11 protein-coding genes are annotated in these 13221 nt (G+C 59.3%); 2 read left to right on the plus strand and 9 right to left on the minus strand.

Annotation, left to right across the window (positions count from 1 at the left end; all coding sequences use genetic code 11):
- Positions 1-60: 60 nt before the first annotated feature.
- A complete protein-coding gene (locus tag QSJ36_RS06710; protein WP_180971838.1) occupies positions 61-1305 on the plus strand; it encodes a competence/damage-inducible protein A in 1245 nt (414 codons plus the stop codon).
- Here QSJ36_RS06710 and QSJ36_RS06715 read toward each other — a convergent pair.
- The 9 genes from QSJ36_RS06715 to QSJ36_RS06755 all read right to left on the minus strand — a co-directional run bounded on the left by QSJ36_RS06715 (position 1295) and on the right by QSJ36_RS06755 (position 11148).
- The gene (locus tag QSJ36_RS06715; RefSeq protein ID WP_205597352.1) at positions 1295-1915 is read right to left on the minus strand and encodes an isoprenylcysteine carboxylmethyltransferase family protein; all 621 of its coding nucleotides are present in this window, start codon (positions 1913-1915) and stop codon (positions 1295-1297) included. The genes QSJ36_RS06710 and QSJ36_RS06715 overlap by 11 nt on opposite strands.
- A gap of 153 nt (positions 1916-2068) precedes the next feature.
- On the minus strand, positions 2069-2896 hold the full coding sequence (locus tag QSJ36_RS06720; RefSeq protein WP_285467834.1) for a PEP-CTERM sorting domain-containing protein: 828 nt from the start codon (positions 2894-2896) through the stop codon (positions 2069-2071).
- A gap of 391 nt (positions 2897-3287) precedes the next feature.
- A complete protein-coding gene (dnaB, locus tag QSJ36_RS06725; protein ID WP_285467836.1) occupies positions 3288-4742 on the minus strand; it encodes a replicative DNA helicase in 1455 nt (484 codons plus the stop codon).
- A 101-nt stretch (positions 4743-4843) separates the two neighbouring features.
- A complete protein-coding gene (gene rlmN, locus QSJ36_RS06730; RefSeq protein WP_285467838.1) occupies positions 4844-5923 on the minus strand; it encodes a 23S rRNA (adenine(2503)-C(2))-methyltransferase RlmN in 1080 nt (359 codons plus the stop codon).
- 17 nt (positions 5924-5940) lie between these two features.
- Complete coding sequence (ftsY, locus tag QSJ36_RS06735; protein ID WP_285467839.1) at positions 5941-6789, minus strand: signal recognition particle-docking protein FtsY; 849 nt, start codon at positions 6787-6789, stop codon at positions 5941-5943.
- 15 nt (positions 6790-6804) lie between these two features.
- A complete protein-coding gene (gene nusB / locus QSJ36_RS06740; protein WP_102721948.1) occupies positions 6805-7698 on the minus strand; it encodes a transcription antitermination factor NusB in 894 nt (297 codons plus the stop codon).
- A 31-nt stretch (positions 7699-7729) separates the two neighbouring features.
- Complete coding sequence (gene ribH, locus QSJ36_RS06745) at positions 7730-8218, minus strand: 6,7-dimethyl-8-ribityllumazine synthase (protein ID WP_022396524.1); 489 nt, start codon at positions 8216-8218, stop codon at positions 7730-7732.
- Positions 8219-8242: 24 nt separating this feature from the next.
- Entirely contained in the window at positions 8243-9445 is a 1203-nt protein-coding gene (locus tag QSJ36_RS06750) for a bifunctional 3,4-dihydroxy-2-butanone-4-phosphate synthase/GTP cyclohydrolase II (RefSeq protein ID WP_285467842.1), read from the minus strand.
- Between the two features lie 23 nt (positions 9446-9468).
- Positions 9469-11148, minus strand: coding sequence for a glutamine--tRNA ligase/YqeY domain fusion protein (locus tag QSJ36_RS06755; protein ID WP_285467843.1), 1680 nt, complete (start codon positions 11146-11148; stop codon positions 9469-9471).
- 523 nt (positions 11149-11671) lie between these two features.
- Between QSJ36_RS06755 and QSJ36_RS06760 the strand changes: the two genes are divergently transcribed.
- Positions 11672-13195 (plus strand): hypothetical protein, encoded by a 1524-nt coding sequence (locus QSJ36_RS06760; RefSeq protein ID WP_285467845.1) that lies wholly within the window; start codon positions 11672-11674, stop codon positions 13193-13195.
- Positions 13196-13221 lie beyond the last annotated feature (26 nt).

Consider the following 13221-nt stretch of genomic DNA (forward strand, 5'->3'; position numbering starts at 1 on the left):
TTGTGGTACATGGCAGGATTGTTGCATGTCACGGAGCGGATGCGGGAGCATACTGGCGGCATGAAGCAGATCAGGGTTGAATTGATCAACACCGGGACGGAAATTTTACTGGGGAGCATTGTGAATACGAATGCCGCGTGGCTGGGCAACAGGCTGTTTGAGGCCGGATTCCGTGTGGAGAGGGAGACCGTGGTTCCCGACGGCTATGCCATTAACGAGGCCATGAGGGAGAGCGCCCGGCGGGCGGATATCGTGATTGTGAGCGGAGGCCTGGGACCGACGAGCGACGATGTGACCAGAGAAGCCCTGTGCGACGTGTGCGGCGTGGACATGCACCGTGACGAGCAGGTGGCGGAGAGGTTGAAGAGCTATTTTGAACGCAGGGGAATTTCCATTGCGGAATGCAATTTCAAACAGGCCATGGTTCCGGACGGTGCCGCGGTGCTGGAGAATTCCAACGGCACGGCGCCCGGCCTGGTGATGCCTGCCAGCGGTTCCCTTCCCATGTTCATCCTGCTGCCCGGACCTCCGTCGGAGTTGAAGCCGATGGTGGAGCAGTCAGTGATGCCGCTTCTGGAAGATCTGGCGGATGAGGATATTCCGCATCTGCGCGTTTTCCGGCTGGTAGGAATCGGGGAGAGCGACCTTCAGGAGCTGGTGGATGATTCCCTGCACCAGGTGGAGGGACTGGAGGTGGCGTATTGCGCGCGCATCGGAGAGGTGGATGTGCGCCTGGTGGGCAGTGAAGTGGCGCTGAAACAGGGGGAGGCGCGCCTGCGCATCCTGGCAGGAGCGTATGTGCTGACTCCCGCGGGAGTATCCCTGGAGAAGGCGGTGGTGCTCCATCTGGCGGAACAGGGGTTGAAGGTGGCGACGGCGGAGAGCTGCACCGGCGGCCTGATTGCCAAGAGGATTACGGATGTGCCGGGTTCCTCCGGCGTTTTTGAGTTCGGCTGGGTGACTTACGCTGACCGGGCAAAGACGAAGATGCTGGGGGTGCCGGAGGATATCCTGAAGCTTCACGGAGCGGTAAGCGAACCCGTGGTGAAAGCGATGGCGGAGGGGGCCCTGGACCGTTCCGGTGCCGATGTGGCGGTTGCCGTCAGCGGCATTGCGGGGCCGGGAGGCGGCACGCCGGAAAAACCTGTGGGTACCGTATGGCTCGCCTGGGCTTTCCGGGGGGGAGAGACGCGGACGGAGATGATGCTTTATCCGAGGGACCGAGGGTCTTTCCGGCAGATGGTTTCCCAGAAGGCCCTGGCGGGGCTTCTGGACGCCAGAAGAAGGGAGCAGGTTACGGAATGAGGAACCATACGGGGAGCACTCTGGCTTCATGTAGCCCGCTGATGAATTCAAAGATGCCGATGAACCAGATGAACCACAGCGCGTCCACGATGTTGTGCGTGAAGGTGGCAGGATTGACGGAGTAGGTTGCGGGCGGCGGCTTCAGCCGCGATAGGGAGGGAATGAAGGAGGGGACGCTCCGGCAGTAGTTCCGGTAGGCGTCTCCGAAGAGGGAGATGAGCCGTTCCTGTTCCTTCCTGATGACGGACGGGTAGTAAATGCCGAAGGCCAATGCCGTCAGCAGGGGGATCGTGAAGGTTTCCGTGGCGCACGCTACGCCTATGCCGCCGATGAAGCTGAAAAAGTAAAGCGGGTTGCGGCACATGGAGTACGGCCCTTCAATGACAAGGACGTTGTTTTTATAACCAGCAATGTAGAGGGAGCACCAGATGCGCCCGAAGGCGCCTATGCCGGCCATGAAACAGGCCAGGAGCATGAGGCTTTCTTCTATGAGCGGGGACATTTCCCACCGGGATTCCCCAAAGAGCAGGGCGCAGCCGATAGCCAGGCCGAAGAGGAGTGAGATGAGTGTGCGGAAGCGCTCGTTGAGTGATTTTGCGTGGGCTTGCATAATGCTGAATAAAGGGTAATGGAAAGATGTTACGGCCTCCGGCAATGGCGTGAAGATGTTTTCCGTGACGTTTCCGTCACCCGCCCGGCGAATGCAAAAGAGGCTGTACGCATTAGCGTACAGCCTCTTGAAGAAAAAATGGGATTCCGGAAATCAGGCGCGCCTGCGGCGCAGCATCAGAGCTGCCAGCCCCAGCAGGCTGAGGGTAGCCGTGGCGGGTTCCGGCACGGCGCCCGCTACTACGTATTGCACCTTGACGTCTCCGTTTTCCGTGTAGAGGTAGTATTGGCCCTGATAGTCCGCTACATTTCCTTCCATGAGGCCGGAGGCCTTGGTCAGCGCGCTGCCGTCTTCAGCGGTAAAGTCCCCCAGGGAGATGGAACCGCCGTCAAAACCGGCGGAGGTGACCAGCGTGCGGGTAACGAACTGGAATTCTCCCACACTCAGGTCCGTGGATGTGGTGGCCAGCAGTCCGGAGACGGAGAAGCTGGACGCGCCCCATATTTTCTGGTTGACGTTCATGATGCCTCCAATACCGAAGACAAGCCGTGCGCCATTGCCGCCGGGATCAATGCCGCAGACGGTGAGGTTGAGGGTTCCGTCAAGGGTGATGTCACTGCTTTTGAAGTCCACTTGCCCGAGGTTGAGAGTGGAACCGGAGCCGACCGTTACATTCCCCGTATAGCGGGTGCCGCCGACGGTAACGTTGCTGTTGCCCGTAACGGTGATGCCGCCGCCGTCGGAGGTGTCCACCATGGCGCCGTTGACGTTGACGGTTCCGGCATTGTTGAAGATGACATCCGGGCCCTGGCCGTTGCCGCGGCTGGGAATGCCGTTGCTCCAGTTGCCCGCGTTGCCCAGTTCATAGGTGTTGCCTTCCGTAGGGCCGGCCCCACCGGTCCATTCCGTGACCATGCTGGCGGCATTGGCGCAAACGCACAATCCGCAGAGCATGGCGGCGATAGATAAGGTTTTTTTCATATTAAAACAGAAATGACTTGATAAATAAGCCCAGAAGAGACGCTGGCGCTGCAATGAGGCTACCGGATTTACAATCCGTCACGGTCTGAAACCGGAGAAATGTCTATCTCCTTACAGGGAGTACCGCATACCTTGCGGCAATTGAAATACGTGTGCCCGTCAGGACGTACCGGCTTCCAGGAAAGAGAGTTCGCTAACGCTCCCTTTCAAATTCAAATGCCGCAGAAGCCTGCGGCATTCCTCGCCCCAGTCCGACAGCTCCCGACGGGTCCCCATCTCATATAAACAGCTCCTCATAGGCGGAGGGGCGTCATCGCAAGTTCTTTTCCCTTAGAATCACAGCTTGACTCCGGATTGTAAATCCGCAGAAATTTGAAGCTCGGAAGGGATTTTATTCGTTTTCCTGGTCGTGTTCATCCGCTTCACGGGTGGAGAAGCGCATGAGTTCCGCTTCAAAGTGGAGCGGCACGTCCCCGGTGGGGCCGTTGCGGTTTTTAGCCAGGTGCAGGTTGGCTCGTCCGGCCATCTGCTGGCGTTTTTCCTCATCTTCCGCATAGTAGGCGGAGCGGTAGAGCAGCCCGATCATGTCGGCATCCTGTTCGATGGAGCCGGATTCACGCAGGTCGGAGATGCGGGGCACGCCCAGGCTGGCGCCCGTACGGCTTTCCGGTCCGCGGTTGAGCTGGGCCAGGACGATGACGGGCACTTTGAGTTCCTTCGCCAGGGCCTTGAGGCCGGCGGAGATTTCCGCCACTTCTCGTTCGCGGCTGTTGGCGGCCTGCTTGGAGTGGGAGCGCATGAGCTGGAGGTAGTCCACGCCGATGGCGGCCAGGCCGCCCTGGTCCCGCATGACGCGGCGCGCCTTGGCCCGGAGTTCGTTGATGGAGATGGCAGCCGTGTCGTCAATGACAAGCTGGGAGGCACCCACTTCCTTAACCGCCTGCTTGAAGTGCTTCATTTCAAGCTGGGTGAGGTTGCCCCTCTTGATGATTTCCCGGCTGCGGACCCCGGAGCGGGCGAAGAGAAGGCGTTCCACGATCTGGACCGCGGGCATTTCACAGGAGAAGAGCAGGGTGGGCTTTTTTTCATTCAGCGCAATGTGCTCGACGATGTTGAGCAGGAAGGAGGTTTTACCCATGGAGGGACGGGCGGCGATGATGAACATGTCCCCAGGCTTGAGGCCGTTGCTTTTTTTGTCCAGTTCTTCAAAACCCGTGGTCAGCCCCTGAATCTGTCCCTTGCTGGCAATGAATTTTTCAAAGTTGGTGACGGCCTGCTTGAGGATGCTTGCTAGGCTTTGTTCGTCCTTGGTGCTGTTGTAGCGTTCCCGTATCTGGAAGATGTGGGTTTCCACGGAGTCCAGCAGTTCCGCCACGTCGTCCGGATTGTCAAAGGCCTGGGTGGTGGACCGGGTGGCGATGTCAATGATGGAGCGGAGAATGAATTTGTCCTTCAGGACGTTGAGGTAGTGCTCAAAGTAGGCTCCGGTGGTGGTGAAGGTGTAGATTTCCGCCAGGCCCGCGCTTCCGCCCACCGCTTCCAATTGGTGCATGTCTTCCAGGGCCTGGGTGATGGAAACGATGTCGATGGGCTCGTTTTTATTGTAACGGGTCTGGAAGAGGCGCCAGAGCAGTTTATGCGCGGGCAGGTAGAAGTAGTCCTCCGTCATGCCGATGGTCACGCACTGGCCCACGTAAGTAGCGGGGTCCATGGCCATGAGGGCCAGCACGCCTTTTTCCGGGCCAGGAGCCTGCGGAATGTCCCTGAGGTCCAGGGCCGGGGCTTTGCGGGGAGCCTTGGTCAGTTCCAGCGGGGAGGCGGCGGTGATGGTTTCCGTAGTTTCCATGATGCGGCGGCGGGATGGGTGGCATCCGGCTGGAAAGGAATAGCACAACGAAGGGCGGCGGGCAATAGGCAACGTCGTAAATTCAGAAAAGCCTCCTTCCGTCAGAGGGACGTTCCACCGTTGTTTTCCCGTTCCTTCCTCAGTCTCAACTGGCCGCAGGCGGCGTTGATGTCATGGCCTTTTTCATACCGCATGGTAACGGGGATGCGCGCCTTGTGGACGGCGTCCCGGAAGGCGCGGCAGCGGCTCTCCGCAGGGCGTTCCCATGGGAGCCCCTCCACAGTGTTGTATGGAATGAGGTTGACCTTGGCGTGCAGGCGCTTGGCGATCCGGACGAGATGGGATGCGTCGTTCAGGGAGTCGTTCACGTCCCGGATGAGGATGTATTCCAGCGTGGGCATCTGGTTCCGGTCCTTCCCCCATTCCTCCAACGCGGGAATGAGCTGGGAGAGGGGCCATTTTTTGTTGACCGGCATGATCTGGTCGCGCACCTCGTCCGTGGCTCCGTGCAGGGAGACGGCCAGACGGATTTGCCTGGGATAGGCGGCCAGTTTTTTCAGGCCGGGAACGAAGCCTGACGTGGAGATGGTGATGTGGCGCGCGCCTATTTCCAGCCCGCGGTGGGAGGTGATGATTTCCAGGGCGTCCTCCAGGTTGTCGAAGTTGGAGAGCGGTTCCCCCATGCCCATGAAGACGAGGTTGTTGACCCGTTTTCCGGCGATGGTTTCCGCAGAGAGGATTTGCCCGATGATTTCCCCGGTCGTGAGGTTGCGTTTGAGGCCCAGCAGGCCGGAGGCGCAGAATTTGCAGCCGAAGGCGCAGCCCACCTGGGAGGAAACGCAGAGGGTGATGCGGTCCGCCTGTTCCCCGTTTTCCGCAGCGGCGGCGGGAATGATGACGGATTCCACCAGACTGCCGTCTTCCATTCTGGTCAGGAATTTCCGTGTGGTGTCCGCAGAGCCGTGGATTTCCACGATTTCCGGTGTGTGGAAACGGAAGTTTTCCGAAAGCAGGTTTCTGAGCGCCGGGGGAAGGTTGGTCATCGCGTCAAAGGAGGTGACGCGTTTGCGCCATATCCAGTCCAGGACCTGCTGGGCACGGAATTTGGTGTGGCCGCGTTCCGTCAGGAAGGCGAGCAGCTTTTCCTCCGTCTGGGCAGTAATGAGGGGAAGAGAGGGCATGGGGTTGAACGGACCCGTTACAGCAGGGAATCCACGTAGCGGTCCCGGTTGAAGGGTTCAAAGTCTTCAGCTCCTTCCCCGGTTCCCAGAAAGGCAGGGGAGATGTGCATTTCATCCATGATGGCTACGGCCACGCCGCCTTTTCCGGAGCCATCCATCTTGGTGATGATGACGGAGTCCAGGGGAGTGGCCTTGTGGAATTCCCTGGCCTGGGCCAGGGCGTTCGCGCCCGTGGTGGCGTCCACCACCAGCAGGGTGCGGTGGGGGGCCGCTGCATCCTGCTTGGCGAGGGTGCGGCGGATTTTGGAGAGTTCCTCCATAAGGTTATGGCGCGTGTGCAGGCGCCCCGCGGTATCGCAGATAAGGTATTGGAAGCTTTCCCGGATGGCCTGAGTGTGAGCCTCATAGCAAACGGAGGCCGGGTCCTGGTTGGGCGCTCCCTTGTAGATGGGAATTCCCAGCTTGTCCGCCCAGCTCTGGAGCTGTTCCACGGCGGCGGCACGGAAGGTGTCCGCCGCGGCCAGGAGAACGCGGGAGCCCTGTTTTTGCAGCAGGTGGCCCAGTTTGGCGGCGGAGGTGGTTTTTCCCGTGCCGTTGACGCCTACGACCAGAATGACCAGCGGCTTTCCCTCAGGAGGAGCGGGCAGGGACGGAGCGGTAGCAGGAAAGGCCTGGCGGAGGACTTCACGGGTGGCTTCCACCAGGTTTTCCGCATCCAGTCCCTTGCTTTCCCTCAGTTGGTCCGCAATGTTCATGGCGCGCCGGATGCCGATGTCCGCAGTAACCAGGTCCGCTTCCAGTTCATCCCAATCTATCCGGGGACCGCGGGAGAATTTGGTGAAGAGTTTTTTAAAGAATCCAGCCATGGTACAGGGTAGTGGTTACGCCGGGCGTTCCGTTTTTGAGATGCCGGCCAGCACGCCGTTGACGAAGCGGGGGGATTCCGCGGAGGAGAAGCGTTCCGCCAGGCGGATGGCTTCCGAGATGACGATGGGGGCGGCCAGGTCTTTGCGGTGAAGGAGTTCGTAGGCGCCCAGGCGCAGGATGGCGCGGTCAATGGCGCTGACGCGTTCCGGAGAGTAGTTTTCCAGGGTGCCGTTGATGGCGGCGTCCAGTTCGTCCCGGCGGCGCAGAATGTCTTCCCCCAGGGCTTTGGCTTCACGGTAGAGTTCATCCGCATCCTTTCCGGCTTCCACCACTTTTTTCATTTCCGCCAGGGAGGGGCGGCCGTCCGGGTGGATGAGGCAGTTGATGCGGTCGTTGATTTCCTGGAGCTTGTTGCAGGAGGAAACAAGGGGAGCCCAGATGCCGTTGTAGGCAGGGAAGTCCTTGAGGGCATCCAGCAGGCGGCGGCGCATCTGCATCAGGGTGGTGTTGAGTTCCTGCGCGGCGTCACAGGCGGCGGAAAGCGCGCCTTTGTCATTGGAGGGGTCTTCGTACAGGGTTTTTTTCAGTTGGAGCAGGGAGGCGTTGAATTCCCCTTCCTTGACCAGCAGGTCCTGGAGCAGGTCGCGGACGGGCAGGGTGAGGGGGTCGTGCTGAAGCTTGTCCGCCGTTTCCCGCGCACGGGTGACGAAGAGGCGCAGCTTGTCCGGATAGTCCCGGGTCAGGTGGCCGGAGACGGCCTTGGCCCTGAGCTTGCAGTAGTCCCCGCGGAAGGGTTCCATCAGGATGTCCCAGATGCCTTCGTCCTGTTCCTGCTCCGCTTCCGGAGTCTGGGAGGTGGCGTAGAGGTATTGGAGGGCTGCTTGTCTGATTTGGTTGCGTGAGAGCATGGCGGTAGAGAAGAGAGAGGGAGGATGTGCCTTATTGCCGGGAGAGGGAGTTGAGGAAGAGTTCCGCCATGCGGGCTGCGGTGCGGGCCGCTTCCCGGCCGCGGTTGAGCTGGGAGGCGATGCAGCGGGCAAAGGCCTGCTTTTCATCGTTCAGGAGCAGGACTTCATGAATGACGGGCGTGGTGAATTCCAGCGCGAGCCGCATCAGGGCCTGCGTGATAGTGGACCCGATGAGGTCCGCGTGGTCCGTGCTGCCGCGCAGGATGACTCCCAGGGCCACCACGGCGTCCGGGCGTTTTTCCGGAGAGCGGGAGAGGACGGATTTGATGGTGACCGGGATTTCAAAGGCTCCCGGTACGCGGATGATTTCCAGCCGGACTGCGGGGAGCACGGCTTCCAGTTCTTCCGAGCAGTTGTCTACCAGGGCCTGGGTGTATTGCTCATTGTATTCCGAGGCGACGATGCAGATTTTGGCGCGCGTGCCCGTGGCGCGCTGGCGGCGTGGAAGTTCCGTGGACATGGAGGGATGGGATGGAGTGGGAGTTTACAGGATGTGGCCCAGCTTGCATTTTTTGGTAGCCAGGTATTTGCTGTTTTGTTCGTTGGGGGGGATGACGAGGGGAACCTGTTCCGTGATTTTAATGCCGAAGCCTTCCAGCCCCACGATTTTCCGGGGGTTGTTGGTGAGCAGGCGCAATTGGTCCGCTCCCAGATCATGCAGAATCTGGGCGCCGATGCCGTAGTCGCGAAGGTCGTCCGGGTAGCCGAGCTTGAGGTTGGCTTCCACAGTGTCCAGCCCCTGTTCCTGGAGCTTGTAGGCCTTGAGTTTTGCCGCCAGGCCGATGCCGCGGCCTTCCTGGCGCAGGTAGAGGAGCACGCCGCCTTCCTGCGCAATGCGGCGCATGGCGGTGTGGAGCTGGCTGCCGCAGTCGCACCGGCGGGAGCCGAAGACGTCCCCCGTAAGGCATTCGCTGTGCACGCGCACCAGCGTAGGCTTGTCCGGGGAGATTTCCCCGTGCACCAGGGCCAGGTGAAGGGCTCCGTCCAGATGGGATTCATAGAGGTGGCAAATGAAGTCTCCGTAGTCCGTGGGCATCTTGACGGTTTCCACCAGGCGTATCTGCTTTTCCTCGGCCCGGCGGTATTCGATAAGCTGGGCCACGGTGCAGGCTTTCAGGCCATGTTTTTTCTGGAAGCCGCCCAGGTCGCCGGTGCGGGCCATGGTGCCGTCTTCCTTCATGATTTCACAGCAGACGCCGGCAGGCTGGAGGCCCGCCATGCGCACGAGGTCGATGGTGGCTTCCGTATGGCCGGCGCGGCGCAGCACCCCGCCGGGAACGGCTCGGAGAGGGAAGGTATGGCCTGGCTGCACAAAGTCATTGACGGTGGCCTTGGGGTCCGCCAGCGTGCGGATGGTCAGGGCGCGTTCCGCGGCGCTGATGCCCGTGGTGATGTCATGGGCCGCATCCACGGAGACGGTGAAGGCGGTGGACATGTTTTCCCGGTTGACGGAGGTCATGAGCGGGAGCTGGAGGGCGTCCGCCCGTTCCGGGGAAAGCGGGGCGCAGACGAGGCCCCTGGCGTGGGTGACCATGAAGTTGATGGCTTCCGTCGTAGCGAATTCGGCGGCAATGATGAGGTCAGCCTCGTTTTCACGGCCGGGGTCGTCCGTAACGATGATCATCCGTCCCTGCCGTATTTCTTCCACGGCTTCGTCAACGGTGCAGAATTGAAGTTGGTTGTCCATAAAGGGGGTGAAAGGAGAGGAGGTTATTTTTGCTTTTTGGCCCAGGAGTCCTTAAGGGCCACGGTGCGGTTGAAGACGGCGCGCTTGCCCGGTACATGGTCCCTGCGGTCCGCCACAAAGTAGCCGAGGCGTTCAAACTGGCAGCGGAATTCAGGTTCCGCTTCAGCCAGGGATGGTTCCAGCTTGGCGTTCGTGATGACGGTCAGGGAGCCGGGATTCATGACGGAGAGGAAGCCTTCTTCCGCGGCATCCGGGTTTTCTTCCGTGAAGAGGCGGTCGTAGATGCGGATTTCACCGTCCACGGCGTCCCTGGTGCTTACCCAGTGGATGGCCGCCCGGCACTGGATTCCTTCCGGAGGGTTGGAGCCGATGGTGCCGGGGATATGCTCGCAGAAGATTTCCGTGATGTTTCCGTCCGCATCCTGCCGGTAGTCCGTACAGGTGATGCAGTAGCCGCCGCGGAGGCGCACTGTGCGGCCGGGAGCCAGTCGGAAGTATTTCTTGGGCGGGTCCAGCATGAAGTCGTCCCGTTCAATCCAGACTTCCCGGGTGATGGGAAGACGGCGGGTTCCTTCCTCCGGTTTTTCCGGATTGTTCAGCACTTCCGCCATTTCCTCCGCGCCTTCCGGCAGAGTAGTGATGGTTACCTTGAGGGGATTGAGCACGGCCATGCGGCGCGGAGCGTTGGCGTTCAGGTCTTCCCTTACGCTGTATTCCAGCAGGGCCACGTCCGTGAAGCCGTTGAATTTGGTGATGCCTATGGTCTGGCAGAAGTTGCGGATGGCGGCGGGCGTGTAGCCGCGGCGGCGCATGCCGGAGACGGTGGGCATCCGGGGATCGTCCCAGCCGCTGACGTGCCCTTCCTGCACCAGCTGGAGCAGCTTGCGCTTGCTCATGACGGTGTAGGTGAGGTTGAGGCGGGCGAATTCCGTCTGGCGCGGGCGTGCCGGCACGGGGCAGTTTTCAATCACCCAGTCGTACAGGGGACGGTGGTTTTCAAATTCCAGCGTGCAGAGGGAGTGGGTGATGTGCTCGTAGGCATCCTCCAGCGGGTGGGCGAAGTCGTACATGGGATAGATGCACCATGTGCCGCCCGTGTTGTGGTGTTCCGCGAACATGATGCGGTACAGCACGGGGTCCCGCATGTTCATGTTGCTGGAGGCCATGTCCATTTTGGCGCGCAGAATGGCTTTTCCTTCCGGGATTTCCCCGTTTTTCATGGCCTGAAAGCGTGCCAGGTTTTCTTCCACGGAACGGTTCCGGTAGGGGGATTCCTGGCCGGGCACGTTCACGTTGCCGCGCTGGGCGCGTATTTCCTCCACCGTCTGTTCGTCTACGTAGGCCAGTCCCTTGTTGATGAGGGCGACGGCGCATTCGTAAAAGAAATCGAACATGTTGCTGGCAAAAAAGAGATTGTCCCCCCAGTCGAAGCCCAGCCAGCGGATGTCTTCCTGGATGCTGTCCACATATTCCTGGTCTTCCTTGCTGGGGTTGGTGTCGTCAAAGCGCAGGTGGCAGCGCGCGCCCGGAAATTCCTGGGCGATACCGAAATTGAGGCAGATGGATTTGGCATGTCCGATATGGAGGTAACCATTGGGTTCCGGAGGAAAGCGGGTTACCGGTGCCTGATGCTTGCCGGAGGCAAGGTCATCAGAAATCATATCGCGGATGAAATCTCGGCGTTCGGCAGGCTGCAATGACATGGCGAAAATTCTACTACCAAATTTCCTTCTCTGCAAGCGTGTTCACTCGGAATGACATGGGGAGGAATACGGCGGATAAAGAGAGTTTTTTATCTTTTCCCGGAAGGCACCGGTTATAAAATTTAAATAATTTATATATAGGAATGTTTGGGAATGTGGATTTCTGATGAAGGTTGGCTAAAAAATCCCCAGTCTTTTACTAGGAAAAAATGTTGTCGGCCGCTTCGCCTTGTGTTCAAGGTTCTGAGGAATGGTTGTCAGTTATAGAATATTTTAAATGTAAGATACCTAGGTTAAATTTAAAGTTCAGGAAAAAAGAGGTGGAACAGGATGGTTCGGGAAAGCGGCTGAGCTGGAGTTCAATGGGACATCCTTGAAAATTTATGCAGAATAACCGGCGAAAGGAAAGTTTGAAAGACAGGTATTGCAAAAGAATCAAAAACGTGCATATTGAACTCCGGTGAATCTGAATTGTCCACAGTGCAAACGACATATCAATGTTCCTTCCGCTGCGGAGGGTTCCATGGTGAATTGCAGCAAATGCGGCCATGAGTTTCTTTGCGACAGGGAAAAGCTGATCCCCAAGAAGCCTTTTGCCAGGGCGAAGAAGGCCGTTACCGTGCATACCTCCAAAGACCGCCGGGAGGCCATTCAGAGCGCCTTGATGGAAACGGGGCTGATTCAACTGATGTGCCTTTGCGCCTCCCTGGTCATCGCCGCCGGCTGCGTCTGGCTTTTTTACAATGCCTCTTCCGAGATGGACGGGACCTTTTTCCTTTCCATGCTGCAGCAGCCCCAGCAAAAGGCGTTCGCCCTGTTTTTCGCCTGTCTTGCGGGGGGCTTGATGGCCTGCGCCGGACGCAGGCACAAGATTGTTTTCATTTTGCTGGGCTTTCTGGTGGCGGGGGGCATTGCCTCCCTGCCTTTCGTGTATCCGGTCAAAATGAATCCCTCCCTGCTCGGCGGGAAGGAAGCGGTCGCCCAGGCTGAGGAGGAGGAAGGCGTCTCCGGCTTTACCAGCATGAGCCTGGAACAACTGGCCGAACAGAACGCTTCCGTTCAGAATTACGGGGAAGGGGATTTGAAGCCCCTGTTTGCCGCCATTGACCGGAAAGAGGCCCAGGGTGTTCTGGGCGTGTGGGTGGTCGGGGTGAATGCGGCCAACCGGGACATGGTGAAGGCGTATTTGAAGAGGATGGCCCAGTCTGAAGACGAGCCGATTTTTTATGACCGCAAAGGCACGGGCGGCGGCTTGTTCGTTATTACTCCTACTCCCATCACGTTTAAGGAGTTTGTGGACGTGGTAGCCAAGATGGGGAACGTGACTTTGCAGGACAAGGAGCATTTCTTTGTGGAAGTGGTTCTGAACCGGGACAAGTTTGAAGCGCGCCCGGCTTCCGCCGCGTTGCAGGATGAACGCCACCAGTATTTCGTACTGGCCAATTTGAAGGAATTGTCCTGTCTGGACATCCGGCGCGTGATTGCCGCGGCAAAGCGTCTGGCTTCCGTGAAGCCGGACAAGATGCGCCATGAAGTTTCCGCCAAGCTGGTGGAGCTTCTCCGGGAGCCGTGGGGGCGTGATGCGGAGTATGTGACCGCTTTGGCTTCCGCCCTCGTCGTGTGGGCGGAGCCGGATAACGCGGAGGCGCAGCGCGTGGTTTACTATGTGGCTACGGAGTTGAAGAAGGCGGACTGCGAGATTCCTGCCTCTCTGGTCAGGTTTTTGCTGCACGGTCCGGAGAAGAAGAGCTTTGCGCTGCTTCTGGATGAATGGAAAAAGGATCCCCAGAAGTGGGAGGACGAGTGCAAGGCCGTCGGTCCCACCGGGGAAGCCGACATTATCCGGCTGATGAACGAGTCGGACGATTTTGTGCTGAAACGTTCCGCCGCCCGTATTCTTGGGGAAATCGGTTCGGAGGCTTCCCTGTCCGCGCTAAAGGCTTTCACCCATGACGCCGACAACGAATTGCGCCTGTGCGCGGAGCTGTCCGTAAACCTGATTGAAAAGCGGCTGGGGATAGATTCTTCCGCGAAGAACCCCCAGTAGGGACGGCATCCGTTTCCGGAAGAGGG

It is taken from the genome of Akkermansia sp. NBRC 115031 (assembly GCF_030268505.1).
In the GTDB taxonomy this organism is placed as follows: Bacteria; Verrucomicrobiota; Verrucomicrobiia; order Verrucomicrobiales; family Akkermansiaceae; genus Akkermansia; species Akkermansia massiliensis.